At 54.9% G+C, this 26,819-nt stretch carries 16 protein-coding genes and 2 pseudogenes; 12 read left to right on the plus strand and 6 right to left on the minus strand.

What is annotated here, in order from left to right; all coding sequences use genetic code 11:
• Positions 1-10: 10 nt before the first annotated feature.
• Positions 11-205, minus strand: coding sequence for a hypothetical protein (locus tag GOB93_RS16610; protein WP_007400124.1), 195 nt, complete (start codon positions 203-205; stop codon positions 11-13).
• Positions 206-596: 391 nt separating this feature from the next.
• On the opposite strand from GOB93_RS16610, the gene GOB93_RS16615 reads away from it, so the two are divergent.
• Positions 597-2,654, plus strand: a complete 2,058-nt coding sequence (locus GOB93_RS16615) for a ParB/RepB/Spo0J family partition protein (RefSeq protein ID WP_173584615.1) — start codon at positions 597-599, stop codon at positions 2,652-2,654.
• Positions 2,655-2,751: 97 nt separating this feature from the next.
• Here GOB93_RS16615 and GOB93_RS16620 read toward each other — a convergent pair whose 3' ends face one another.
• From GOB93_RS16620 to GOB93_RS21205, 3 genes and pseudogenes are all read right to left on the minus strand, one after another.
• Positions 2,752-3,474 carry a hypothetical protein gene (locus tag GOB93_RS16620; RefSeq protein ID WP_029604276.1) on the minus strand — a complete coding sequence of 241 codons (723 nt, stop codon included), beginning with the start codon at positions 3,472-3,474 and terminating at the stop codon, positions 2,752-2,754.
• Positions 3,475-3,683: 209 nt separating this feature from the next.
• On the minus strand, positions 3,684-5,351 hold the full coding sequence (locus tag GOB93_RS16625; RefSeq protein ID WP_173584616.1) for a DUF262 domain-containing protein: 1,668 nt from the start codon (positions 5,349-5,351) through the stop codon (positions 3,684-3,686).
• Positions 5,352-5,484: 133 nt separating this feature from the next.
• Positions 5,485-6,091: pseudogene (locus tag GOB93_RS21205) on the minus strand (IS3 family transposase); the annotation flags it as partial.
• Between the two features lie 135 nt (positions 6,092-6,226).
• Here GOB93_RS21205 and GOB93_RS16635 point away from each other — a divergent pair.
• From GOB93_RS16635 to GOB93_RS16680, 10 genes are all read left to right on the plus strand, one after another.
• Positions 6,227-11,092, plus strand: a complete 4,866-nt coding sequence (locus GOB93_RS16635) for an ATP-binding protein (RefSeq protein WP_194300104.1) — start codon at positions 6,227-6,229, stop codon at positions 11,090-11,092.
• Positions 11,089-12,492 (plus strand): hypothetical protein, encoded by a 1,404-nt coding sequence (locus tag GOB93_RS16640; RefSeq protein ID WP_173584618.1) that lies wholly within the window; start codon positions 11,089-11,091, stop codon positions 12,490-12,492. The genes GOB93_RS16635 and GOB93_RS16640 overlap by 4 nt, the downstream gene beginning before the upstream one ends.
• Before the next feature lie 472 nt (positions 12,493-12,964).
• On the plus strand, positions 12,965-13,765 hold the full coding sequence (locus tag GOB93_RS16645; protein WP_173584619.1) for a serine protease family protein: 801 nt from the start codon (positions 12,965-12,967) through the stop codon (positions 13,763-13,765).
• A gap of 250 nt (positions 13,766-14,015) precedes the next feature.
• A complete protein-coding gene (locus GOB93_RS16650) occupies positions 14,016-14,654 on the plus strand; it encodes a tyrosine-type recombinase/integrase (protein ID WP_173584620.1) in 639 nt (212 codons plus the stop codon).
• Positions 14,655-14,703: 49 nt separating this feature from the next.
• Positions 14,704-15,000 carry a type II toxin-antitoxin system Phd/YefM family antitoxin gene (locus GOB93_RS16655; RefSeq protein ID WP_173584621.1) on the plus strand — a complete coding sequence of 99 codons (297 nt, stop codon included), beginning with the start codon at positions 14,704-14,706 and terminating at the stop codon, positions 14,998-15,000.
• Positions 14,997-15,380: a PIN domain-containing protein gene (locus tag GOB93_RS16660; RefSeq protein WP_173584622.1), complete on the plus strand. Its 384-nt coding sequence runs from the start codon at positions 14,997-14,999 to the stop codon at positions 15,378-15,380. The genes GOB93_RS16655 and GOB93_RS16660 overlap by 4 nt, the downstream gene beginning before the upstream one ends.
• Positions 15,381-15,499: 119 nt before the next feature.
• Positions 15,500-17,785 carry a tellurite resistance TerB family protein gene (locus GOB93_RS16665; RefSeq protein WP_173584623.1) on the plus strand — a complete coding sequence of 762 codons (2,286 nt, stop codon included), beginning with the start codon at positions 15,500-15,502 and terminating at the stop codon, positions 17,783-17,785.
• A gap of 129 nt (positions 17,786-17,914) precedes the next feature.
• Complete coding sequence (locus tag GOB93_RS22050; protein ID WP_173584624.1) at positions 17,915-18,616, plus strand: tellurite resistance TerB C-terminal domain-containing protein; 702 nt, start codon at positions 17,915-17,917, stop codon at positions 18,614-18,616.
• Positions 18,613-20,013 carry an ATP-binding protein gene (locus GOB93_RS16675; protein ID WP_173584625.1) on the plus strand — a complete coding sequence of 467 codons (1,401 nt, stop codon included), beginning with the start codon at positions 18,613-18,615 and terminating at the stop codon, positions 20,011-20,013. Before GOB93_RS22050 ends, GOB93_RS16675 begins: the two co-directional genes overlap by 4 nt.
• Positions 20,010-22,313, plus strand: coding sequence for a DEAD/DEAH box helicase (locus GOB93_RS16680; protein ID WP_173584626.1), 2,304 nt, complete (start codon positions 20,010-20,012; stop codon positions 22,311-22,313). Before GOB93_RS16675 ends, GOB93_RS16680 begins: the two co-directional genes overlap by 4 nt.
• Before the next feature lie 152 nt (positions 22,314-22,465).
• Here GOB93_RS16680 and GOB93_RS16685 read toward each other — a convergent pair whose 3' ends face one another.
• Entirely contained in the window at positions 22,466-23,893 is a 1,428-nt protein-coding gene (locus GOB93_RS16685; RefSeq protein WP_173584627.1) for a hypothetical protein, read from the minus strand.
• 284 nt (positions 23,894-24,177) lie between these two features.
• Between GOB93_RS16685 and GOB93_RS16690 the strand changes: the two genes are divergently transcribed.
• Entirely contained in the window at positions 24,178-26,694 is a 2,517-nt protein-coding gene (locus GOB93_RS16690) for a TIR domain-containing protein (protein WP_173584628.1), read from the plus strand.
• 23 nt (positions 26,695-26,717) lie between these two features.
• On the opposite strand, the pseudogene GOB93_RS16695 reads toward GOB93_RS16690, so the two are convergent.
• Positions 26,718-26,819 (minus strand): annotated as a pseudogene (locus GOB93_RS16695) (IS5-like element ISMex42 family transposase); the annotation flags it as partial.

Below are 26,819 nucleotides of genomic sequence, written 5' to 3' on the forward strand. Positions count from 1 at the left end.
TCCCATCTCCCTAATCCTGGAGATCGCGTCGCCTCGCGGCCTCCACTTCAGCGTTGACGAAATCCCGTGCGGCCTGACGGGCCAGAAGCCGGACCAGACTGACCAGCCGCGGATCGGCTCCACTGCGCAATGGGGTCACGTTGGCGTCCGGGGCGTCGAGAACGAGCCGCAGCTTACCAGCTATCGTATCGCGTTGGCGTGCCATCTTCCCCTCCTTTCTGCATGACCTTTGGTTGGTTCTGAAGGCACTGTGGATGTCGAACGGGATGTCAGCGAACAGAAAAATACATGGAAACAAAGAGATGTTTCGTGCGGAGAGGGCTTGAGGATAGGCGCGAACATTCACGGCTATCGCTGTCGGCACTATCACAAATTGGTGATCATGCGACTATAATAGTCGCGATTTATCGTGGTGAGGATCGACTCGCGGGTTGGTTGATACGGACCTGCATTCCGTGAAGCCGTATCTACGCGGTTCCGTGGATACGATCTGGCGCCTGGTGGGGCCGGGAGAGAGGAAGAGGGAAGTGGGGTTTTCTTGACGGATTCAGGGGTGGGAGAGAGGCTTCCGCCCGTCCGTCACGGAGTGTTCCGCCATGGCGAGCGCCATCCAGAAAATCGCCCTCAATGCGTCCCGTGATATCCCTTTCAACAAGCTGGTGCTGTCGCAGTCTAACGTGCGGCGTGTAAAGGCTGGCCTGTCGATCGAGGAACTGGCCCGCGATATCGAACGTCGTGGGCTGCTCCAGAGCCTGAACGTCCGTCCCGTTCTTGACGGCGAAGGGGCCGAGACCGGTACCTACGAAGTGCCGGCCGGTGGCCGCCGCTTCCGCGCTCTCGAACTGCTGGTGAAGCAGAAGAAACTGGCGAAGACGGCCCCGGTGCCCTGTGTCGTGCGCGAGGCCGGATCGGCTATTCTCGCCGAGGATGATTCCCTGGCCGAGAACGTCCAGCGCCTGGCGCTGCATCCGCTGGATCAGTTTCGTGCCTTTCGCGACATGCTGGAGAAGGGCATGTCCGAGGAAGAAATCGCTGCCGCGTTCTTCGTTGTGCCGGCCGTGGTGAAACAGCGTCTGCGGCTGATGACCGTGTCCGACAAACTGCTCGATATCTACGAGCAGGATGGCATGAAGCTCGACCAGCTTATGGCCTTCTCGATCAGTGACGATCCTGTGCGGCAGGAACAGGTCTGGGAGATTATTGCCCAGAGTCATAACCGCGAGCCCTATCTGATCCGCCGCATGCTGACGGAAAAAACCGTGCGCGCATCGGATCGCCGCGTACGCTTCGTCGGGCTGGACGCCTATCTTGCGGCTGGCGGTCCCGTCATGCGTGACCTGTTCGAAGCCGACGATGGCGGCTGGCTGGGCGATCCCACTCTTCTCGACCGGCTAGTCATGGAAAAACTGGCGGCAGCGGCCGAGGATATCCGAGCCGAAGGCTGGAAATGGGTCGAAACGGCTCTGTCCTTCCCCTGGGGACACACACGGCAGTTCGCGGAGATCGACGGGACGACCGTTGAACTTTCCGATGAAGAAGCGGGCCGTCTGACCGCTCTGCACAGCGAGCAGGAAACCATTGAGGCGGAATACGCGCAGGCCGATGAGTTCCCGGAGGACGTCGATACGCGGCTGGGTGAAATCGAGCAGGCTATCGAGGCGCTGGAAGAACGCCCTGTTTCCTTCGATCCGGCGGACATGGTCCGGGCCGGTGTCTTCGTCAGCCTGGATACAGACGGCACGCTGCTGGTCGAACGGGGTTTCGTCCGGCCGGAAGATATGCCGGTCGAACTCGAAGTCGATCAGGACGAATCAGACAGATATGACGACGCCATTGACCACCGCGGCGATGGCGATGATGCCGAAGGGGATGGGAGGGAAGGCGCACCCGATACCGACCCCGAGGAGGAAGACGGACTGAAACCGCTTTCCGATCGCCTGCTGACGGAACTGACGGCCTGGCGCACACTGGCCCTGCGGGATGCGTTTGCCAGCAATCCGCATGTCGCGCTGACCGAACTGCTTCACACGCTGGTACGCGATCTGTACTGGCAGGTCTCGGGCGCAGATTGCCTGGAAGCCTATGTCCGGGAAATCCCGCTGCAGGTCCATTCCCCCGACATGCCCGGCAGCCTGCCGGCCCACGCGCTGCGCCAGCGCAACGAGGGCTGGAAGCACGATTTGCCGGAAGACGAGGCTGCACTCTGGCTGTGGCTCGACCGGCTGGACGACACCAGCCGTCTGGCCCTGCTAGCGCATTGCCTGTCTTTCGGGATCAACGCGCTGCATGAATCGTCTCATGGTCCGTCTCTGGCACGCAGCGTCAGGGAGCGGCTTGCGCGAGCAGGCCGTCTCGCCACTGCGCTCGCGCTCGATCTGGCCGAAGCAGGCTGGCAGCCAACGGTGGAGAACTATCTCGGCCGCGTCACCAAGGCCCGCATCCTCGAAGCCGTGCGCGAGGCGCGGGGAGCCGAGGCGGCAGAGCGTATCGCCCATATGAAGAAGGGTGACATGGCGCAAGCGGCTGAGCGGCTGCTGGAGGGCTCCGGATGGCTGCCCGAGGCATTGCGGACGAGGAACGTGGCGGAGCGAAGTGAAGGGGGAGCAGGGGTAGCTCGTATGCCCGATAGCCCGGACGCGGTGGCGGCCGAGTGATGTCAGCCCGCTGACTGGTATTGGCGCCTTTCGGTCTCCGGAAGGCGCCTTTTATATGGGAACGACGACATCACGCCGGAATGGCTGTCGACGGTGGTCAGTGACGGGTCACCGGCTGCAGGTGTCGATCCGTTTCAAGCCTGAGGGCCGCTGTCCATAAGGGTGTTTTGGTATAGAAATCCCGCCTGTTGAGGCCGGTGCCGGTTCGGTGCTCGTTGAGCAGTCCTGCCCAGCACAGTGGACGCAGGACATGGACGTACAGACTGGCGGTCAGCTTGAAATCCCGGTGACGGATCTCCTCCTCTTCACCCCCGTAGAGAACCGAACATAGTCGCTCTTCGGTGACGGCAGCCTGGGCTTCGATATTGATGACGTTGAGAAAGATATCCCAGTTGCCGAACAGTGGCTCATCGCTTCGGGTGTAAGGACTGTGGTCAACGACAAAGAGGAGATGGGTCGTTAACAGCATCCAGAGCCGGGCAGGCTCCGATCTGAGTTTTCTCGCCAGGTCGGTCAGCCGCAGGGTTCCCTTGAAATGCCGTGCGAGCTTCGCACTGAGCAGAACCTCATGCAGGATCACCAGCGGCGGGAAATCGTGTTCATTGAGGACTTTGTTAACGGCGTAGAGGTCTTCGACCGTATAGGCTGGCCAGTCAAATGCCTCGGCGGCCCACGCGACAAAATAGCGCTTGAGCGCCTTGGTGGGCGTGAGGCCGATCGGGCCGTTTTCCTCAATATAGCCGATCGTCAGCAGCGCGGCCTTCAGGATGAGGGCATGCGACAGGGGGAGGTCGGTGTCGGGCGAACGAAACGGATTCATTATATAAACAATGAACCAGGTAGGTGCGAGTTGCCAGTCTGGCTTTGCGACGCAGAGACGATCTCCATCCCGCGTCCTTCATTGTAATGTCGGTTGTCGCCCTCATGTCGGACATATAAAGACCGTTCTAAGCTTCCCTGAAGCGGACATAATTGGGTCAAAGCCCTGCAATCGCATCGGTCTCAAAGCAATCCGAATATGGCGCTCGTCTACTCAAAGCCAGCCATTTCCTCTTCGAAGTCATCACTGCGCTGCGGTTGTCCGCGCGCATCAACAGCCCGCTCGATCAAACGCTTCTTGAGTTGCGCGCTGATGGCAGCTGCTCGCGCATAGAGAAATTTCTCAAAATCATTGTCCATGATGCCAAAACGCTCAAGATCGCCGATTAAGTGCGATTTCATCGATTTTTCGAGGTTCGGATTGGCTTTCTTAAAGGTCTTCATATAAACAGAAGGTGCCTTCGCACCAATCTCACGCTTGTTTAGATAATCATCAACAATAGTGATGTTGACGATATTGTTGATGCGCCACTCTTCTTCCTCTTTCTTGGCAAGATATGCCCTTGGGAAAAAATGGTGATAGTTTTTGCTGTTCGCCTGCTTCAGCCAGTAATTGCTGATATTGACGACAGCATCGTCGCTAAATGATTTGGGCTGCTGATAGGCGTAAAGGCACAGGATTGCTTTGATCGAGCTGCGTCCAGCGTTGAACCAGCCATTCTCGATCAAGAATTCCGGCGAAATATCAATACTCCAATCATAGTCGGGAGAGCACCCCTTCAGAATCCGATCGATGCGGCGAATATCCTGCGCGAGCTTGCTTTCGACAGATGAGGAATACCGTGCCCCGAGGCTGCAGCGCCAGAAAAAGTCTTCGAGTTGCGCACGCTGATCCGCATCTGGCTTGTCGGGATGATAGTAAAAAAAATACGCAAACGGCACGAGCAGGGTGTTGTAGGGCAGGAGCTTGGAAACCGGAATCCGATAGGTGTGGCGGAAATACTCCACCGCTCGCTCGAAGGCATCAATCACCTTCGGCCATGTTTCGATGAACTCACTCTTCTTCAGTTTGAGGATGGTCTGCTTTTTGCAATCATTGGTGATGATTAAGGAGATAAGCTGGAGCAAAATTGCGTCCGATACCGTCTCATAGTTGACAGCGGTAAGCCGCTCGATCAGCCTTTCATACTCAGCTGAAAGGTCAAAATCCTTTTCTTCATCGAAGGTCTTTGCGACCATGATCTCAAAGACGCTCAGCGCTTTGCCGCCGACGTTGATCCGGGTGAAAATCTCCGTAGCAACATCGATCGCGACGTCTCGAACCTGAATGATCGAGAAATCGTAGCTTTCGATCCGACGGCGGTAGTCAGAGATTTTGCTGTGATATTGCGCAGGGAAGGCCGCCAATTCCGCAAACGAGCCATGTAAGAGGTCTTTCAAGCGGATAAAGGTATTGGCTTCCAAACCTTCAATGTCAGTGGTGACAATCTGATCGTCTTCCTCGGCTTCAAGCTTTACAAACATATCTGAAAAGTCGTCGCGGCGCTCCGAGTTGCGCACGACCGTGATGCCGCGGATAGCGGCGTAGAGACTGGTTAAGCGCTGTTGACCGTCCAGGACAAAGGCTACGCTCTCACCTTGTTTTGGAGTAGGCAGTTGAGCGTTGCCGAGCTCGCGTACGCTCCTCAAACGATCTTTTGTCGACCAGAAAATGAAGGTACCCACCGGATACCCCTTGATGACGCTATCCAGCAGCGCCGCGGACTTTTGGAGCGTCCAAACAAACTCGCGCTGGAATTGAGGGATTTTGACCTGTCCCCGTTCGATGTCGGTCAGCAGCGAAGAGTAGTTCGCATGAGTAGGACTAGGAAGAGACATGGGCCATCCAATCTGTGCTACTGTTTTCTATACCATTGCTCAGTGAAATAGTCGGTAGCCATCCCGGTGGCGGGGCTCTTTTGCATAATTCCCTTTATCGGCGTGAAGAGGCCGTTAAGGGTGTTTTCGGTTATTTTCGATGCTTCGAATGCGGCACGCTCGTGCGTGGCTTCTGGTAGATCGCCGCAAGCCCATGATCGCCATGAACCGTCGGATACGTTTGCGGCCCACTTCATGTCCCAGGAGCAGCAGATGCCGTGACATCTGCTGGGAGCTAATACGGCGTTTCCAGGAACTGGGCGTCTATCAGTCTCATCAATTCCAGATCGGTTTAGCTTTGTGGAACAGGCTGATAGTAGACGCCCGACCGGTTGAACTGCAGCAGCGTGCATAATCGCACGACTGAAAATCGGGGGCGCTTTAGGTCAATCATTTGCAGCCTCTGATCACGCGCAACCGAGCAAAGACATCCTGCAAAAAGTTCCATTCCACCAGCAACTGGCCGATCTTGGCATGAAGCTTTTCAACATCGGCTGGACTAGCCCCAGTCTCCGGCGCCTGCCCGCCGGAAAAAATGCCAGACATCCCCTCGATCGCCTGGCGCTTCAACTGGGCGATCATCGTCTATGCACGCCATGTTTCGACGTTAGCTCCGCCAGCGTCAGTTCTCCACGGATCGCTTCCAAAGCAACAACTGAATTGAACTCACTCGAATATCGTTTCCGCGTAACCTTGCCCATAAAATTCGTCTTTGCTCAGATCGGACTATAGCTTATCGCACTTACTGAAAAACGAGGGCCATCTCTGGTTGCCAATAACGCAGCGAACGCCGATTATTGGTATTCTTCACTCAAGCTTCAAACTGAAAGTAAGCTTTGACCGACACGCCGCCGAACACTCCCCGAAACGATCGCATCGGCGGAGGCGGAGCCGCGACGAGTGCAGGCATTCGCTTTCAGCAACAGCTCGGGGCGCTGATCTCGTCATGGATTCTGGCAGGCGACCGGTTCGACGGGAGCTTTCAGCTTGGCGCCGCGACCCCGGAGTGGGTCCGCTTCGAAACTGAAGCTCCGATTGATGATCTGCTGGTTAAGACGAGTGATGGCGGGTTCGTCGCCATTCAGGCGAAGACGACAGCATCCCTGAGCGACGACGTCGGCTCGCCGCTCGGCAAGACAATCACCCAGTTCGTGCGGCACTGGCATGTGTCAAACCAGGGCGATGGCTCAATGAAGTGGAACCGTCCCCTTGACCCCGCCCGCGACCGCCTCGTTCTCGCCGTAAGCCCGCAGGCCTCGGCCCAAGTCAGACATGACCTGCCGGCGGCCCTGCGCCTCGCCTCGCAGCCAGGCGGCGGCGCGCTGAATCACGCTCAGCAACGGGCCTATGAGGTGTTCGCCTCCCACGTCAAACGGGCCTGGAAAAGCATCACCAAGGACCCCTTCGATAGTGTCCTGCTCGCGGACCTATCCAAATTGATTACGGTCTTTGAGTTCGACGGAGCGCGCGGTCCGGCCTTGGCCGGAGGATCGCTTGTTAAGGCGTTCGGCCTAGACTTCGACGCTGGCGCCGCTTTCACAGCTTTGGCCGATCTTAGCGGCCGGCTGATGAAGGAGCGCGGTGGGGGTGATTTAGTCACCTGGCGGAATCTCTTGGCCGGTAACGGCATCGCCCTTGAAGCAGCTCCGGAATATCGCGACGACATCCAAGCTCTGAAGCGGCACTCCAAACGCGTCTCCGAAGCGCTCGGCGCCTACGAGAAAATCGAGGTCGATAGCGGTGCGCCGCTCACCGTTCAACGCGACTGCCAATCGGCCGTCGAAGCCGCTGTGCGTAGCGGCCCTTTGCTCATCATCGGCGAACCCGGGGCCGGCAAGAGCGGCGTAATGAATGCCCTGGCGAAGGCCCTGAGCGCTTCCGGTGCCGACGTCTTGGAACTCGCCGTTGATCGGTACCCGGTCGAGAGCCTGGACGGCCTTTCGCGTGAGCTGGGACTGAAGCGCCCGCTGCTGGAGGTGCTGGAAGCCTGGGATGGCCCGGAACCGGCCTATCTCGTTATAGACGCCCTGGACGCGACCCGGGGCGGTCGCGGGGAAGGTGTATTCCGATCACTCATCGAGCGGGTGCTGGAGCTGACGGGGCGTTGGAACGTCGTCGCCTCAATCCGCAACTTTGACCTGCGCATGGGACAGCAGTTCCGCGCCCTGTTCAAAGGGGCGCCGCCGGAACGTTTGCTGGCGGACCCGGCTTTTTCTGGCGTTCGGCACATCCAGGTGCCGTCCTGGTCTAAAGCGGAGTTCGACCAGCTCCTCCGCCAGGCGCCTGCGCTGGCTGACTGCCTCGCGCAAGCGCCCGCCCGCCTGCGCGACCTGGCCATGGTGCCATTCAACACCCGCCTGCTCAGCGAGCTAATCACCGGCGGCGCGGTTGGCAGCCTCGGCCAGGTATCATCTCAGGCCGATCTGCTGCACCTCTATTGGGAACATCGCGTCGAACGCCACGGCCTGCCGGCCAGAACCAGCCTGAGCCGCGTGGTGCAGCTAATGGTTCAGGAAAGAGCACTTCGCGCCCCGGAGATTCAAGCGGCGGGCAATGATCCAGCCACGATCGACATCCTTTGTAAGGAAGGTGTCCTCGTCGTTGTTGACGGCGACCGCTGGGTGCAGTTCCGCCACCACCTGCTCTTCGACTATGCGGCGGCGCGACTGGCGTTGGAGCCAGGCGACATCGTCAGTGGAGCCTATCGATTCAGCAAGACTGAAGCCCCCGGCCTGATGCTCTCGCCTGCGCTGGGGTTTGTGCTGCGGGAGATTTGGGAGACCGACCATGCCCGGTTCTGGATCGCACTCGGCCGCCTGATCAATGACGAGGACGGCGACCCAATCATCCGCAGCACGGCAGGTCGACTGGGCGCCGAGTTTCCGGCCGCTGCCGAGGACTGCCTTTGGCTAGGCGACCTGGCGATCTCCGGCGACGCCACCGCCCCGAAAACCCTGTCGCACGTCAGCGGCGCCCTGGTCGTGCGGCTCGAGGACGAGAGGGACGTTCTCGTCGAACCTTGGGTCTGCCTGGTTGCGCGGATGGCGAGGAAGCCTGGGCCAGTCGCCGGAACGCTCCGCTTCCTGCTGCACAATCTCATCGAACGCATCAAGGACGGCCCCCTCACTCCGATGCTCGGCAAAGCAGCCCGCGCGTTGCTGGCCCACGGCCTGGCTCAGCAGGACGCCGGGTTCGCCGTTCGGTCGGAGATCGGCTTCGTAGTCGACACCTACGCCACTGACATTGCGGCTTCGCGGGATCTTCTTGCACAGCTCTTTACCCGTGAGCGGCTCAACCAGTTTGGCCACGAGGAGGTGCCCGCGATCTGTTACAAGATCGCCGCCGTCGGCGCGGCCGATCCCGAGTTCGTCACCGACATCTATCGTGTCGTCTTCGGTTATGAGGTGACTGAGGATCGGCAGACGCGGCTTGGCCAGAGCCAAATCCTCAAGCTGACCTCTAACGCCCGCCAGGACTACGGCATGGCGCGATGGTCGCTCAGCGAATACCTGCCGCAATTCCTCAAAAGCCAGCCCCGCGCCGCTGTGAAAGCGGTCGTCGCCGCCGTCGAAGGCTACGTTGGCCGCAAGCATCCCGCTGGCGATGACGCGCTGGGCGTTCTGCTGGACGTCAGCGGCCGCGCGATCCGCCTAAAGGAGGATCGCAGCTACATTTGGGCGCATGACCCGGACGATCAATATGCTTCGGATGCGGAGAGCTTGGTGTCGAAGTTGCGGACGCGGCTTCGCGACGCGCCAGAGTCCGACGCTGCCATCCTGGTCGACCTTTTGATCGAGGAAGCTGCATCGGCGATCTTCTGGTCCCGGATCTTCCTGTGCGCCGTCGAGCGTGGTGACAGCCTCCTCGACCAGCTCTGGCCGTTCGCGGCGGCCGAGCCGTTCCTTGTCCTTCCCGACAGCCGAAAGGACGCAATAGATGTGGTCGCAGCTGGTTTCGGACGCCGGCCCTTAGCTGAACGGGAGGCCTTTGAGCGCGCAGCCCTAAGCTTCGACTTCGTGCGCTTCATTTATCCTGAGGACGCGCGCCGAGGCTTTTTGGAACGCGTTTTCACCGCCATTGGCCGGGATAATTTGACGACCGGTGACGCTCGCGAGATCGTCGACGCCAAGGCGCAGGATGTTCTCCCCCCCAACAAGCGCCTTTTCGTCACCCAATCCAGTGTGGTCGCTTTGGACGACTTCCATTGGATCCAGAACCTTGATCAGACAGCGCCGGAAAACGCCCCCGTCGTCGCCGCGATTAATGCCGCCAAGACCCGGTTGCATCTGGAGTCCGGTTCTGACGCAATGCCTTCTGTCTCCTTAGCGGAGGCGCTTGAAGGCCTTGTCGCAATCCAGTCGGCCCTGGCGGCAGACGCGCCCCACGCCGGTCTGCGGCAGCATGCTGAGGCGATCATCGGCCAGGGTTGTCATCTCATCGTGTCGCGCAGGCTTCTCGCTGGCGATCCCGCACCAACCCCGGATCAGGACGCCCTGTTTCTCGATCTGTTGACGATAGCCGCCCAATCCGAAAGTCCGGAAGTCAACGACGCCACGGAAGCACGGTTTGAGGAGTCTGCTGTCTGGGGCGGCCCAGCGGCACGGGTGGAAGCTGCCGAGGCTGCGTTCGATCTCGTCTGTCAGCGCCCCGACTGCTACCATGTCATCTATCTATTGGCGGCGCCCCTGCTGACCGACCCACACCCCGCGGTTCGACTGAACGCCGCCGTTCGGATCGGGCGTATCTGGGACATTGACCGTGAGCGTTTCTGGCAGCTCATCGAGCAGGTGTTGAAAAACGAGCAAAATCTGACGATCATTGAGCATGTGCTCGATGACCTGGTTTCGCGATTGATTCATTCGGAGCGGTCGCGGGCAGTGCCACTGCTGCTCGCGCTTCTGCATCGTGAGCCCGCCGGATCAGACCGGGCGCGTCGCGTGCGCAAGGCCATCGCCGACAAACTGAGCGTCCTTTGGATCACCTATCAGTCGCAGGAAGCCAAGGCTGTTCTTGATAGCTGGCTTGCGACGCCCTGGGAGCACCCCGACGAAGCTCGGACGATTCTTACGACTTTGCGCGGGTCGGTCGTGGCCGGGATTGGCGACGACGCCGATAAAAACGCGGGAGTTAGGCAGAGATCCCAGGCATTGGTGTCCACCATCGTAGATGCCGCGAACGGGCGGCTGGCGGTGCATATAACCGCGGCCAAACTGGATGACGACCAGGTAAAGGAGGCGCATGAGTGCGCCCACCTGATCGATGTCGCCGGCAACGAAATGTACTTCGCGACTGACGCAGCGGCCGGCAAGCGCGACAACGACCCTGACCACGGCCATGCTGGTCTCGACGTGTTCTTCCGTGAGAACGCCGATCTCCTGAAGCGGATCGGCACCTACGCGACGCCCCTCACCACCTACTGCCTGCTGCAACTCGTCGAACGGCTGGTGAATGTGGACCCTGCCGGCGCCTTTGATCTCGCGGTCAGCTACGTGCGGGCCGGACGTCAGTGGGGCTATCAGAACGAGACTCTGGGCGTCGATCTGGTCGTCAAACTGGTCGGTGTCTTTCTCGCCGACTACAAGGAAATATTCGCGGACACCGATCGCCGGGCCGCGCTTACCGATTGCCTTGAGACTTTCCTGGAAGCGGGATGGCCGGCGGCGCGCCGTCTGCTCTACCGACTGCCCGAACTCATCCAGTGAACCGGGCCACGCTGCTCAACCTGTTCAAGCAAGACCTTGGCGACCTGCTGGAGACGATCGACCACGCGTTGGCGAAGCCCAACCGCGATCCCTACGCCGAGGTCGATCCCGAGCGACGCCCGCATGAACACGATACGCGGCTGCTCTTCGTTGATGAGTTGCTAGGCCATCTCGGCTGGAAGCGCGGGGCTGGCGGCAATGTATTGGAGGAGGCTCGCCTTCAAGGCGCCACTACGAAGTTCATGGACTACGTCGGCGTCGTCGATATAGCGGGCAAGCCGCTGCTGCTGGTCGAAGCAAAGGCCTGGGACAAGCCGTTTGTCTCGGCGCGCGCTGGGGGCGCATTCGCCAGCGAAGCCGATCTAATCGTGGCCACTATCCAACATGTGCGGGATGGAAAGTCCGAAGATACGTCCCCCGCGATCGCCGAATGGCACAGGTATCTTCGTCAGGTCGAAGGCTATGTTCGCACATTAAAGGAGCAATACGGACACGACTTGCCACGGGCGATGATCGTCAGCGGCGAATGGCTGGTGGTGTTCCAGCAGCCAACCAAGACCTTTCTCGTTACGCCGGTTCCCGACGATATCGCGGTCTACCGACGACAGGAGTTCACGGCTCGGGCGGGGGAGCTCTTTAATCTTCTCCATCGCTCGTTACTGACGCAAGACGCCCCTATTCCCTTACGCCCCGCACAGCTTGGGCAATTCTTAGAGCTGGTCGATGTTGCCGGCGCCTTTCGGGGTGTGCATGTTCATTACGATCACAAGGGGGGTAGCTCCCTATTCACTCCCCGCCCACGCATTTCGATCTATCCAGCTGTATTCGTCGTACGGCATGACGATGTCATCTACACAGTCATGGACAATAACACGCCCTTTAACCTGGATTACGAGCACGACTTGGATGGTGAAACCCTAGCCCCGCACCTACATGCGATCGACGCACGCAGCACTGCGCTTCTTGCCGCTTGCGTCGATGAACTTGGCGGCCCCCTGCCGAGCCCGCCTCTGGGAGCTTTTCCCGGCTTCCCAAGCGACACCATGATGAGGACGCTCGTCGGTAACCTGCCCGAGGCGAATCACTGGTTCGTCGCGACGGGTAATTCTTCCCATTTCCTGCTCGACGAGCCGCGAGTGGCAAATTGCCGCTTCCACACCTGGGCTGACTGCGGCGCGGAGGCGATTGGGCAATCCGCTGTTAGCGTTCGCTCAGTGGAGCTGCGCGTTTTCTTCATCGACAGCCAGCGGCACCACTGCGCGCATCAGGTTGTCCAGGACCGGCGGGCGGGAAAATGCCTGATTAATCCGATCGACAGCCGAACCTGTTGCCAGGTTTGCGCTTTCCTCGACCACTGCTGGACTCCAGCTGAGAAGGCGGACCTACCTTGCGGCCAATGATTCGATGACGGATTAGGTGAAACTCGAACACTTACACTGAATCAGTCGGCTGGCGCTCGGCGGTTTTATGATAAATGTGGGCCTTCAGAAAGTCATATGGGTTATTTCAACGACCGGAATGAGATGAAAACCTTCGCAAGGGTTGTCCATGTGAATGTCCGGGATTGTCGATCGCCCAGCACAAAGCCGACATTCCGCTTTACCCCGCTGACCTGCCTGTCCGCTCAGTAATGCAGGAGCAGACAGGCGGCAGTCGCCTTCATGTCGGCTATACAGCCGTTAAGGTTGTTCGCCTGAAAGCCGACTTTTTTACAAGGGTGACTTTGGGGAACCAAAATTAATCCTTGTGTCCACAGTAATTACGCGTTCGTGTATGATACAAATGCCGAGAAGCTCGTATGTGATGCAAAGTCGTGTGTGCAGGCCAACTTTGCGTTACGCAGGTATAAATTGAGATCGTAAGATTACGATAATGAGTGTTCCTTACATTGCAACATCGGAAGAACGTGCTCTGCATCAAGCAATCAGTAATCTTACGTTGAAAATTGCACGCCCCCTAGTTCGATATAATGACAAAAAATCTTGGCCAAAACTCCTATCAGGAGGATCGTGTTTTATCTTACGCTTTGATCGCGGTTTAATTGGCGTGACAGCGAATCATGTTGTTGAGGCATTTGAGGCGGATAGAGAAGAAGGCGTAAGCAACACATGCCTACTCAGGACTGTTCGTTTCGATCTTCTGAACAAAATTATTCACCGGAATACATCCCTCGATATTGCAACATTTTCCGTCACTGAAAATGAATTGGCTGCAAGTGAAGCGCAGGCGCTGGATTGTCGTGGTGCGAACTGGCCGCCTCCAAAGCCCCTTGAGAGCGCCCCTATCAGTTTTGGCGGCTTTCCAGAAGAATGTGCAATACCGTCACTGCCAACTAACGCTGTGTTTGCCGGATTTGTATCACTTGCCTATGTGCAAGATATAACCCAGCGCGAAATTATTGCGACCTATGACTCGAACCGAGATAGTCGAGTTATAATTGATGAACGCTTACCAGATGTCGGGGCCAATCTTAGTGGTTGCAGCGGTGGTCCGGTAATTGTGCATTATGAACGCAATATGACTCATCACTATTGTCCGGTTGGTATGATAATAGCCGGCGCAAAAGGAGAGGGAACCGGCTTGATGGCAGGATGGGATATGTATCGTTTTCGTCGCATCCATTTTATTCAGCCCGACGGTTCAATCCTCATCCAGCCTAGTGACAGTTTCTGAACCACTCGGATTTCCACGAAACGTCCGCTTTTTTGCCCAACTTACCTGACAGCGGACCGTCCGTTCCCCCCGCATAGCTACTGTCCGCCTCAAGCATTAAGCAGACAGGCTGCAGTCGCCTCATGTCGGTCATAAGCAGAGCCGTTCAAGTTTCCGGAAAGCGGACGGTCTGCAATAGTCCTCGTTATCCGCTGATATCCTCGTCCAAACTTCTGATTGCTGCATTTGCAGCTGATCAGGAGAAAGTATCATGGAGAAGAAAACACGTTTTCCATCACCTACGTTGAAGGCATCCGTGCCCTGGAATGTAGGAAAAATGGTTGGCGCCAAGCGGGCACTCAAAGAAAAGCACGTCTGGGCTATTCGGTTCTGGCTTGGGAGCGAACAGCGTATCAGAGACAAGGCTCTGTTTGATCTTGCTCTCGATAGCAAGCTCAGGGGCTGCGATCTTGTCAGCCTTCGTATCGGCGACATCGTTACCAGCGGTCAGGTGCGTCATCGAGCCATGGTCGTCCAGCAGAAAACCCGGCGACCGGTGCAGTTCGAAATTACAGAAACAACGCGGGAAAGTGTACGGACGTGGCTGGAGCATCGCGGTGGTGGCCTGAATGAGTATGTTTTTCCAAGTCGCCTAAGCGCCAAAGCTCATCTGAGCACAAGGCAATACGCCCGGCTTCTGGATCAATGGGTTCAGGCGGTGGGACTTATCCCCGGGGAATATGGAACTCATTCGCTCCGCCGGACTAAGGTTGCCATGATTTACAAACGAACCGGTAATATCCGAGCCGTGCAGATCCTGCTGGGTCATTCAAAACTGGATAGTACGGTTCGATACCTTGGGGTGGATGTCGAGGACGCTCTGGCTCTGTCGGAAGCCACTGATCTCTGAAATCGAATATGTCTCAGAATTCTCTATCTCCTCCCTGTGTGTACATGCTATGATGACACATAGGGAGGAGACCATGAGTCAGCATCTTTCAGATAACGTATCGCCCCCACAGAAAATCGGTGTTCGGGAGTTCCGGGGAAACCTGACAGCGTATCTGCGTCAGGTCAGGCAGGGCAGTACGATCCTCGTGACGTCTCATGATGAGGTTGTCGCTGAACTGCGGCCGCCGGCTCCTTCCTATCGCCCCCGCCGTCAGCCAGGAGCTCTTCGAGGACGGATCAGGATGAACGAAGATTTTGATGAGACACCACCGGACATTCTTGAGAGCATGGAACGCGACTTGTGAAGGTTCTGCTCGATACGCATGCGTTGCTCTGGTGGCTTTCGGACTCCGACCGGCTGGGTGAGAATGCGCGGGAGATCATCGCAGATCCGGCCCACGATATTCTGGTGAGTATCGTGTCATTATGGGAAATTGCGATCAAAATCCGTGTCGGAAAACTGGATGCGGATATGAACGATATTCTGGCAGCCATTCCTGCGGAAGGTTTCTCTCTACTACAAATACAACCCGAACACTTGCAGATCCTTATGTCTTTGCCTCTGCATCATCGTGATCCGTTTGACCATCTCCTGATAGCGCAGGCGCAAGCTGAACACGCTACGTTCCTTTCAGAAGACGGGAAAATGGATCAGTATTCTATTAAAAGAATCCATTGTTCCTGATTTTGTGAACAGAATAGCCGTGATCTATTTCGATTTCCATTTGCCGCAGGAGATAGTTGCTGCACGGTAAGAATGGTGTTTACTATTTGAAAAATTGACGAACATTCCGTGAGTAGAACATGTTTTCTTGGCTAAAGCGCATTCTCAGTGGATCCAAAATTCCGGACACGACTAATGAAGCGGCTAGAAAAGAGACTATCGCCTCGTCATCTACACACGGACCCTCCTTTCATACCCAACATGTATTTTCCAATGATGAGGAGAAATTAGAACGGTATGGACAACCACGAAGCCCCAAGAAGGACGATGCTCGCTGGGTGCTTCCCGGCGAAAAAGTCACGATCCATGGCTTCGAGATTGCTGATGGCATGGTCTATGTCGGCAACTTTTTGACGGCAGCGCCGGACGGAAGCTGGAATGCCGATACTCCAGCGCCTTGTCTTATCAGACCATCGCTCAAGGTCGCGTCCGGAGCGCCGCAAACGAACCTGGATCTGGGCTATTGGCCCTCCTATACTGATATCACGCCCAATCAACGATTGACTTACCTGCATTGGCTGGCGAGCGGGAAATCCGACACGAGCTACCCTATGGGCTATCCCTTCCTTTACTTCTATGGGCTTGAACGTCGCTTGGTGGCCGATAGTCCTCCGATTGACGAAGAGGCGTTATTGGTAGCCGAACTAGAACGCCTGCGAAGCCTCTTCGGAAACAACGGTTCTTTTGTAAATTACAGCACTGAGCTACTCAATTTCATCGAAATGAAGCATGCTGTGACGGATATACCAAGAGTGGAGGCATGGAAGCCAGATCTCGCGGCTTTGGGAGATCATATGTCTCCATTGCTTCAGGTTAAATTAGGTCTACACGCATTGAGAGGTATGCCGCTTGATGTCGACCTCGCCATAGCAGGTATTCTATCTTTATCTCCTCACTTAACCGGCTTATGGCCGCGCATTGCAACGACACGAGCACGTCCAGAGTTCATTGAACTCATGCGACATCGTTTTACTCAGAAATTTCCAAAAGGTTTCCGAATCAGAGATAAAAAAGAGAGCCTACTTGATCTGAGTTACCGGTCGGCGAGTCAGTATCTTCATACTTCAATAAAGTTTGATGGCTTCGATCGCCTTCCTGATCCAGCGCAATTGACGTGGACCAAAATGATCAAGCTCTGCGAAGGAGCTCGTGAGGATCTGACTGCATTTGCCAAGGTCGTCGGCAAAGAACGTGAACGTGCCTACAGCATGGCCGCTGCCTTGATGCTGCCTGTGGAACTCGGGGAAAGAGAAACTGTTCGTTCTTTCAGAGCCTGGCTGGATGATTTATCTCAACCTCTTGCCGATGTGCCGCTTGAAGAGCTCGGTCTGCGGTGCTTTGGTTCTGGCAAGGCAGCCTCGGGCCTTCGGCAAGCTTGTGACATGTCCGCCATGCTGGCACGAGTAGGTTACGGCATGGAGCCGGATCCAACCTACGGTGGGACCAGACCAGGTGAGAATATAATTCTATTCCGCATTGGTGATACTCAAGGCCAGCTAACACCGGTCGGTGCTGATTTCTGCACAGCCGCCCTGATCATGACCGCCATCGGCTCGGCAGCCAAAGCCCTGACTTTAAGCTCAAAGTTGGTCGAAGATCTCACCACACGCCTGCGGCTCACCCCGCATGAAACGAAACGACTGATAGCCCGTCTGCAGCTGCTTCCGGAACGCTTGCCAACGCTTGGCCGCCTCAAAACCATCGTAGAGAGTGTAGAACCCGAGCAACGGACCGCTATTGCTTCGCTGGCAGCTTCTGTCGCCGTAACGATAGGCGAGACAGATCAAGGCATGATGGTGGCTTTGGAGCGGCTTTACGAAGCCTTTGGTCTCGGCCGACAGGAACTCTACACTGTCTTGCACCAGAGTACTGCTGCTACGGCGTCCTGCGCTTCGGAGCCGATCGTGGTCGAGGATGGTAAATCGCAGAGACGTGGTCACCGGATTCCAGCACCTCCCTCGAAAGCGAAATCCCAGGATGGTATCGTCATTGACATGAGCAAGGTCGACGTCATCCTGCGTGAGACTAAGGAAGTCGATGCAATTCTCGCGCCAATCTATGAGGATGCAGCCTCTGAAATTCCGATTTCGGTAGCCGTTTCTCCCACTTTGGAACAGGAAACGAAGTTCGTCGGACTTGGCCCTAGGCAGGCCCACCTGCTTGAGGCCCTGGTCAACCAACCGGAATGGACACGCTCCGGGTTTGAGGCCAAGGCACGCGAACTCGGGTTGATGCCGGATGGCGCGCTCGAAGCCATCAACGAATGGGCCTATGATACGTTCGATGAAGAACTTATCGTGGACGGTGACCCTTTGATCATAAATACTGGACTGTGTTTGACCAACGGAAGTCATCTAAAAAAATAAAATTCAATCCAAAGCAATCGCACATGTAAAAATTATATCAGCAAATCTGCCTCACATAAAGTATATGTTTAATTTTTTGTAAATAATTGTATCGCATTTTTATGCAGATTTTCATAATGGAGAAGCGTAATGGGGGAAGATAAACGTAGCTTTCTCTACTCAAAAAGAGAAAGTGTACTGATTAAATGCCCCAATTGTGATACGAATTATAATGTTCCGAATATATTACTTAAAAACAAACGTAAATTTAAATGTTCTTTTGTCTGTCAAAATATTTGGATTATACCATCTCTCATTGTGGAATCCTGTATAATATCCAATGAAGAGAATGTCGTTCATAATCATACCCTGTCGAGATCGCAGGCTACCTCAAAGTCACATTCCAGAGCTTCGCAAGTTGGCATCAAAGTTAAAACGCTTACGTCTTCAACATCGAGACCTAATGATGGCATAAGCATTGATATGGCTAAAGTGGACGCTCTCCTGCGCGAGACTAGGAAAGTTGAGGAAATCCTGACGCCAATTTACGAGGACGAAGTTTCCAGCATTCCGATTCCCTCTATTACTGCGAATGTTTCAGAACAAAGCGGGAGGCTTGTCGGATTGAGTGCTGAGCAAAATCGCCTATTTGAGATACTGGTCACTCAGGCGAAGTGGGCGCGCACGGAATTCGAAGCCAAGGCACACGAACTCGGGTTGATGCCGGGTGGCGCGCTCGAAGCCATCAACGAATGGGCCTATGATACGTTCGATGAAGAACTTATCGAGGACGGTGACCCTTTGATCATCAATATGGCGCTCCTTGCTGAGGCGCCGGGAGCATCATCATGACCAACCTCAGTATCGCAGCTTCAGACGGCACGCGCACGGCGGAGAAAATCAAGTCCAAGGACCGTGATGGCGTCATTCAGGCGCTTCGCGCAGGTGTCGTGCCACGTTCAGGCATTCAGTTAGTTCAGGTCGGTCGCGCAGGCGAAGTCAATCAGGTGGTGCAGGACGTCAAACGCATCGCGGACGGAGGTTCTGCGGTTCGTTTCATTATTGGCGACTATGGAGCAGGCAAGACTTTTTTCCTTAACTTGGCCCGCTCCATTGCCATGCAAAGCAAGCTGGTGGTGGCTCACGCAGATTTATCCCCCGATCGTCGCTTGCAGGCCAGCAGGGGCCAGGCCCGCAGCCTTTATGCAGAACTCATGCGTAACATGGCCACCCGCACCAAGCAGGATGGAGGGGCTCTGGCAAGCGTAGTCGAACGTTTCATCATGGAGGCGCAGGCTTCAGCTAAGGCATCAGGTCGCAAGATCGGAGACATCATCCAGGAACGGCTGCTCCCCATTCAGGAACTCGTTTCCGGCTATGATTTTGCTACCGTCATCGAATGCTACTGGCGAGCTTTCGAAGAAGGCAGCGAGAGCGGAAAGGCGGCGGCACTTCGCTGGCTCCGTGGTGAGTACGCGCTCAAAACTGAGGCTCGGGAGGCGCTCGGCGTACGTTCCATCATCGACGATGCCTCGGTTTACGACTACCTGAAGGTCATGAGTCGCTTTGTGACCCTGGCAGGGTATTCCGGTTTTCTGGTCATGCTCGATGAATGCGTGAACCTGTTCAAGCTGGTCAACGCCCAATCACGGAATGCCAACTACGAGCAGATTCTCCGTATCGTAAATGATGTGCTCCAGGGCTCGGCTGAGTCTCTCGGAGTCTACTTCGGTGGGACGCCCGAATTCCTGATGGACAGCCGCCGGGGCCTCTATTCATACGAAGCGTTGCGGTCCCGCCTGGCTGAAAACAGCTTTGCCCGCAATGGTCTGGTCGATCTTTCCGGTCCGGTCATCCGGCTTCAGAGCCTGACCCCCGAAGACCTCTACATTCTGCTTGGCAAATTGCGGCATGTGTTCGCCTATGGCGACCAGAATCGTTACCTGGTGTCGGATGAGGTTTTCAAGGCCTTTATGACTCACTGCAACCAGAAGATCGGTGAGGCTTATTTCCGAACGCCCCGTAACACCATCAAGGCCTTTCTTGATCTGCTCGCGATCCTGGAACAGAACCCCCAGGCTCAGTGGCAGGAACTGGTGGCCCAGTCTGAGGTCGCGCCGGATGCGCCCTTGGCGGGCGGAGATATTGTCGATGACGACAATAAAGATGCGCCTAGTGCGACCGGTCCCTCAACGACCGGCTCCACTCAGACCTCGCCCGACGATGATCTGGCGGACTTCAGGCTTTGAACGACGCGCCGTCCGACCCGTTCGGGCAAGCCTCAGATGACGGCGCATCAACGTCTTTCGATATGCTGCACGAGAAAGTCCGGCGCTGGATCTGGCATCAGGGCTGGACCGAACTTCGTGATATCCAGGAACGATCCATTCCGGTTCTGCTGGAAGGACAGCGGGATCTCATTATCGCGGCCGGGACAGCAAGCGGGAAGACCGAGGCGGCCTTCCTGCCGATTGTTTCGCGACTGGCTACAGATGAACGCAAACCCGGTGCGGGGTTTGAGGCCATTTACATCAGCCCCTTGCGCGCACTTATCAATGACCAGTTCGGTCGAATGGAAACACTTTGCGAAGAAGTGGAGATTCCTGTCTGGAAGTGGCACGGGGATGTGGCCAGCAGCGTCAAGGAAAGAGCACGCAAGCGGCCCCAGGGGATATTGCTGACTACACCAGAAAGTCTGGAAGCCATCCTCGTCCGACGAGGGAATGAAGCAAAGCGTCTGTTCGCTGCGTTAAGTTACATGGTGATCGACGAGATGCATGCTTTTATGGATGCAGAGCGTGGACGCCAACTGCAATCTCTGCTCAATCGTATCGAGATCGCCGCAGGACATCCAGTCGTTCGCGTAGGCCTTTCGGCCACCCTGGCCGACATGAGAACCTCAGCTGCTTTCTTACGGCCGCTTAATCCGGATGGCGTGGAGATATTGGAATCTCAAATGGGTAGCCAACCCCTGAAACTTCAGGTTCGCGGCTATATACAGCCACGCCTGAAGCAACGTGACGCGAATTCAGACAAGGGCGAGGCAACCGAGAGCATAGCAGACATAGAGATCGCGACACACCTCTTCGACACGCTCCGAGGGCATCGGAGTTTGATCTTTGCTGGCTCGCGACGGAATGTTGAACTGTACACTGCAAGATTACGTGGTCTTTGTGAAACATCGGGCGTGCCGGAGGAATTTTTCGCTCATCATGGTAGCTTATCGCGTGAGCACCGTGAGGAAGCCGAACGAAGGCTGAAAGAAGATGATCGACCAGGCTCCATTATCGCAACCACGACCCTCGAACTGGGCATCGATGTTGGCCACATTGATGCTGTGAGCCAGATTGGGCCTGGGCACACTGTTTCAGGCATGCGCCAGCGACTGGGGCGTTCTGGTCGGCGTGCGGGACAATCCTCAGTAATGCGGGTCTACACCACCGAGATGGCGATTGACGAACGCATCCATCCCATTGATGCCATGCGGCCGCGCACGGTGCAGACCATAGCCATGCTCAATCTGATGCTGAGGCGCTGGAATGAACCGCCTCAGATTGGGTGTTTGCATCTTTCCACGCTGATACAGCAAATTCTGGCACTGATTGCTCAACACGGCGGGCTGACAGTCAAACAGGGCTGGAACCGCCTGATCGAGAGTCGGGTATTTCCTGAAATTGATCAGGCTCTCTACATTGGTGTGCTGCGGCGAATGAAGCATCCGGAGGTTCAGCTTATTGAGCAGGCGCCAGACGGAACGCTTTTGCCAGGCGAAGAAGGCGAACGGGTCATCAATGACCGTGGGTTCTACGCCGTATTCATGACGCCTGACGAATTCAAGGTTATTACGGATCGCGGACGGAACCTTGGCACGCTGCCGGTCGATAGCCCGGTAATGCCGGAACAACTCATCATCTTCGCCGGACGTCGGTGGCGGGTGATGGAGATCGACGATCAACGCCGGGAAATTCTGGTCACACGAGCGTATGGTGGCGTGCCGCCCAACTTCGGTGGGGAAGGCTTACCTCCGGCCGATGAAGTCGTGGCGGAAATGCGTCGTGTTTACGAGGGCATCGCCATTCCTCGCTTTCTCGACAAGGTAGCGCTTGAATGTCTTACTGAAGCGAGAGAGACCTTTGACCATCTTGGACTGCGGCATGCGAGTCTGCGGCGACATGAGGACGAACTCCTGCTTTTCCCCTGGGTCGGCAATCGGGCGCAACTGGCCCTGGTGCTGGCGCTCGCCTCTCATGGCGTAAAGGCCAATTCGGAGGGTATCGCGGTCACGGTTCCGGCTAAAGACGGAGGCAAACTGGTTGCCGCCCTGAAAACTCTCGCCGAAAGGCCTGCTCCTGATGCGGAAGTTCTAGCCCGACTAGTCCCCGATATGCAGAGAGCAAAGTATGACGCCTATTTAGGAGAGGAATTGCTGGCGCGTTGTTACGCCAGCGAGCATATCGACGCGGCACGCGTGCCGATCATTGCTGCTGACCTAATCTCTAGATTGCCGGCAGAAGCAACGACAATTTTTGAAACTAAAGTGCCTCTATGATATGTTGGGGGTAGGCTGGTATGATGGATGATTCCAGAACGAAGCAGACAGGCGGCGTTCGCCCTCATCTCGGACATCGAAAGCATCGAAGATCTGACCCAAAAGCGGACAAGAGCATGCCTGCTTTTGGCTTCGGAAAATCGTTGCGGGCTTTAGTGCCGCTTGCTTGCCGAAGCCTTTCGCTTCGCATCTATTACAATGATTTCGGACGCCCGCTCGCCCGCATCTAGACGTGCATTCCGTATGCGTTTGATTTCACTTAGCTTCGTACCAAGATCGCCGTAATCCATGATGACGAACAGGGCGAATTCGGTCTGCGAAGCAGCCTTGTAGAACTCAAGCTGCTTCTCATAGCCATGTACAACCGTGCCACCGGATCGCTTCATTTCAACCAGCACACGAGCCGAATAACCGCTTGAGAATTTGAAGTCGATCGGTCCGCCGCCCATATTCGCCTCAGGCGAAATGTCGAGGTCGTTCGCCTTACAGAAAGCATCAGCGATCGCATAATAGATGAGCTGAGAAGCGCGCTCCTTCTTTGGCTTATCACCTAGCCAAAGCTCTTCCCACAGGTTTCCTGCCTCCACGTGCCGCTTGAACTGCGTAACCGTGTCTTTGACCACTCGCATAATTTCGTTAGGTCCGAGCTTCAGGTCGTAGGCCGATGCCTGCTTCAGCCCTGGAAACCCGTCCGCGATGATGCCCTTTAGCCGGTAATAACCGAGCGCGTCTAAGTTGGGATCGTAGTTGCTGACATTTGCCTTCACGGCTGCCAGGAAGAAGTCGAACTCCTCCGGTGATTCTAGTGCCGCGTTCCGCAGCGCATGCTTACGGTCGACTACTGTCGGCCGGATGATGCCGCCAAGAAATTTATTGACCCGGTCGCGGATGCGTGCATTCTCCATCGCGGCTCGCTCGATATCTGACCAATCATTGGCAATCGGCAGTTCGCGTACAATGTCTTCGGGCACCAGCACGATCGGGATTGTGCGGCCGGACAACGTTTTGAACCGGGGCAGCTTATGGCCCGTGTCGGTTCCGAACAGCGGCACCCCGTTCGCCTGACAGAAAGCTTCCGTGATCGCGGCGAGGTCATCCATGATGACGGTGGTAGTTAGGTCGCTGATAGTGTCTGGCCCGACATCTTCCTCGAAGAATCCCATTAAAGAGATCATCTCGGGGTCTCTTGCGCCAAGCGTGATGATTTCTTTGCTTGTACGCAGGATCGCCTCACAGATGTCCTGAGGGCGTGAACTACCTGAGCGTCCACTTCCCCCATAGCCCAGCCCGTTTTCGGGCGGCTCGCTCAGGTCGAGTTGGCGGCGGGCGCCCTTCCATGCAGCATCGTTCTCGGCCCCTGAGATCGCCAGCATTCGGACCAGCACCTCGAAATGGCGGCGGAAGCGGTTGATGGCCAATGTGGCAATTGTAGTGTTGCTGGATTTTTCGAGCAGCACTGGGTCGATAAAGAGCGGCACATCGACATCGAGGAAAGGATCAATAAGACCGGCAGCCGTGATCGTTTGCGCCGGCACGTTGAAGTAAGTTGAAAATAAGATTGGGTTTCGTACGAGAGCCATTATTTAAGGATAACGTAATTTGCGCCCAATCACCAGCAGCACATCACCAATCGCCTACATGTTCGACATACAGTCGGTCAGGTCGCTTTCCCCATACCGGACATTGTTGGTCATATGTTCAAACTAGATGGCGCGTGGCACCGATAGACAATTACAGATTTGAGAAGCACAATGGAGAAATAACTCACAGTCTTACGCCATGGGTTCAGTGGGCAGGTTGCGGTTCAAATTGAATATGTATCTTGTCTTTACGTAATATATCTCAAATTAATTCCGAGGTTCATATGCGTGCATTTTTATCTCACTCGTCAAAAGATAAAGGCTATGTGCAAGCCGTTAAAGATAATTTGCGCCCTGGAAATTACGAATTTGATTCACAGACCTTTGATGAAGGAGGATTGAACTCCGACGAAATCTTAAAGGCGCTGAACCGCTGCGACTTATTCTGCTTATTTCTGTCGAAAGATGCACTGGATTCTGGATATGTAAATTTCGAAATTGCCTTCAGTAAAGAGCTGATTGCGAGTGGAAAAATAAGTCGTGTCTTGACAATTTGCCTAGACGACGATGTTTTTAATAGTGCTAAAGGATTCATAAAACACTACAACATGGTGCGCCGGCCAAGAAGCCCCGAAAGTGCAGCTAGATTGATTGAAGGTAAACTGATATCTTCGAATTACTCTAAAATAGTAAACTCTCATCCGTTTGTTGGTCGTGAGACAGAGCTAAAGATTCTTGAAAAACAAGCGAACAACCTAGATAAACCTCGAATTAAAGCTTTATACGTCTCAGGAAATTCTGGTTCCGGTCGTCGGACTGTGGCCAAAAAGTTTTTCCAGAATCAGTATCCAGAGATTGGCCCAATACCGCCAAGTATTGATCTTGACAGTTTTGACGGGTTTGATGATATCTACAGGGCCATTATATCATCGCTACGCCCAAGTATTTCAGTTGTAGATCTTAAGAAACTTATCGAAGACTTTCAAAGTGCGGACAATAAACGCAAGGCGCAGACAATCGCTGATGAGATCAACGGAATTGTCCATGATCGAGAAACTTTATACGTATTTGATGGCGGAGGCCTGCTGCGTGAGAATGGTTCTTTTCAACCCGAGATTGAAGCCATCTTGGATGGAGTTGTAGATAAGCCTCACCCTCCTATAGTGTTTATATCACCCAGAATGATCCCAAGGCGACTGCGCAGGAGTGCTGACGATTTAGCATACCTGAGCGTGTCCGCTCTTACTAGAGAGGATTCTGAGCGTTTGATCTCTGGGTTACTCAAAGAGTGTGATGTGAAGGTGAAGGCGGGGCAGCTAGATCAACTGGTCGAGATCGCAGATCAGCATCCATTCAATATATATCAAATGATCGATCGGGTGTCGGAGACATCTGTTGATCTATTCCTCAATAGTCCTCGAGATTTTATCGAATGGAAGCATAAGCAGACTTCAGATTACCTAAGATCGGCCAATTTAAATAACCTTGATTTAAAAATACTATCTGTATTTTCCATTGCTCCAGAGCTTGATTTCTCATCTTTATCTGACGTTCTTTCCGAAAGAGGCTCCTCTGAGATCAGTGAATCAGTTCAAAAAATGCTCGATCTGAATATCGTTCGCGTTGAGGATGAGAGGATTTCGATTTCACCCGCTCTAAGAATCGCTTCTGAGCGCGATCCAAGAACTGAACTCCAAGGTCAGGAGAGGACTCGAATAATGCGTGCCCTTTCGAAATCTTTGGCATTACGCATCGAGGATGGCGAAGCGCCTGTCACGCTTCTCGAATCAGCAATTTTGGTGTCTCTTGAAAATGATGAGCCCACGTCGAAGTTGATGGAAGCTTTTATACTGCCCTCTCATCGTGTTTGGCTTGCTAAACGACACTACGACACACGACGATGGAAAGACGCCATTCGTATGGCGCGAGAAGCAATTGAGGGACGTGATCGCCTATCAAGATCCGGCGCTATCGCCGCTTGCCGTTACCTAAGCTTGGCGGCTGCTCGTATCAATGACCAATCAACGTTCGATTTCGGTATCAAACAGCTGCGAAGTGTAGCAGATGACGATGCGTCTAAGGCTATCATATATTTCCTCAACGGCTTCAACCTTCGCCTGCAAGGCAAGCTGACAGAAGCACGCGATGCACTGATTTCCGCTTATAAACTATCGCAGACCAATCGTGCTACATCGCGCGAACTTGCATCTGTGTGCTTGAGTCTTGGCTTTCCGGAGGAAGCAGAATCTTATGCACGTGAGGCATATGAGGCAGCTCAGGCTAATCCATTCATTATCGACATTTTTATTTCCTGCCTAATCAAGAACAAAAAGAAGCTTTGCATGCGAGATCCAGAGGTGCAGGGACTTCTCGATTCTCTTGAGCAGTTAGATGAGGAGGAAGGACGCTCCTTCCATGCAACAAGATTAGCTGAAATTGAATACCTTTATGGAGATAACCGAAATGCGCTTATATTGGTGCAGAAGGCTCTCAAGAAAACTCCTTCGCTTTTTGCGCCTTTAGAGCTCTGTGCAAAAATATTTCTTAAGGATGGGAACTTCTCTCGGGCGAAGGAGCAAATAAATATTGCTCGCAGAATTGTCATGGACCGATCTGCATTCGATTTAAGAGCAAACTATAGACCACTTCTTCAATTGGAGGCAGAATACTATATCAATATAGGTGAGTTTCATAGTGCAAGAGATATTTATCAGGATGTAAAGTTCTTTACTGATTCAGATCGAGCCGAATTGAATAAAGAGATTGAGACGATTGAGGCCTATAAAAAGGTACAATCTTAATAATCATTGATGACTAGGGCCTGTTAGGGCTTGATCCAGTCTGCTGCGGCAGCGATGTGGATGACCGCGAGGAACGACGTTGCTGTTTTTTCGTATCTGGTTGCGACAGCGCGCCACTCCTTGAG

It is taken from the genome of Acetobacter musti (assembly GCF_011516835.1).
Lineage (GTDB): Bacteria > Pseudomonadota > Alphaproteobacteria > Acetobacterales > Acetobacteraceae > Acetobacter > Acetobacter musti.

Excerpts from the sequence above, each read along its gene's own strand:
- GOB93_RS16665 (WP_173584623.1), top strand. The coding sequence starts at position 15,500 with ATGTTTTCTTGGCTAAAGCGCATTCTCAGTGGATCCAAAATTCCGGAC.
- GOB93_RS16675 (WP_173584625.1), top strand. The coding sequence starts at position 18,613 with ATGACCAACCTCAGTATCGCAGCTTCAGACGGCACGCGCACGGCGGAG.
- GOB93_RS16620 (WP_029604276.1), bottom strand. The coding sequence starts at position 3,474 with ATGAATCCGTTTCGTTCGCCCGACACCGACCTCCCCCTGTCGCATGCC.
- GOB93_RS16690 (WP_173584628.1), top strand. The coding sequence starts at position 24,178 with ATGCGTGCATTTTTATCTCACTCGTCAAAAGATAAAGGCTATGTGCAA.
- GOB93_RS16685 (WP_173584627.1), bottom strand. The coding sequence starts at position 23,893 with ATGGCTCTCGTACGAAACCCAATCTTATTTTCAACTTACTTCAACGTG.
- GOB93_RS16615 (WP_173584615.1), top strand. The coding sequence starts at position 597 with ATGGCGAGCGCCATCCAGAAAATCGCCCTCAATGCGTCCCGTGATATC.
- GOB93_RS16655 (WP_173584621.1), top strand. The coding sequence starts at position 14,704 with ATGATGACACATAGGGAGGAGACCATGAGTCAGCATCTTTCAGATAAC.
- GOB93_RS22050 (WP_173584624.1), top strand. The coding sequence starts at position 17,915 with ATGGGGGAAGATAAACGTAGCTTTCTCTACTCAAAAAGAGAAAGTGTA.
- GOB93_RS16610 (WP_007400124.1), bottom strand. The coding sequence starts at position 205 with ATGGCACGCCAACGCGATACGATAGCTGGTAAGCTGCGGCTCGTTCTC.
- GOB93_RS16645 (WP_173584619.1), top strand. The coding sequence starts at position 12,965 with ATGAGTGTTCCTTACATTGCAACATCGGAAGAACGTGCTCTGCATCAA.
- GOB93_RS16650 (WP_173584620.1), top strand. The coding sequence starts at position 14,016 with ATGGAGAAGAAAACACGTTTTCCATCACCTACGTTGAAGGCATCCGTG.
- GOB93_RS16625 (WP_173584616.1), bottom strand. The coding sequence starts at position 5,351 with ATGTCTCTTCCTAGTCCTACTCATGCGAACTACTCTTCGCTGCTGACC.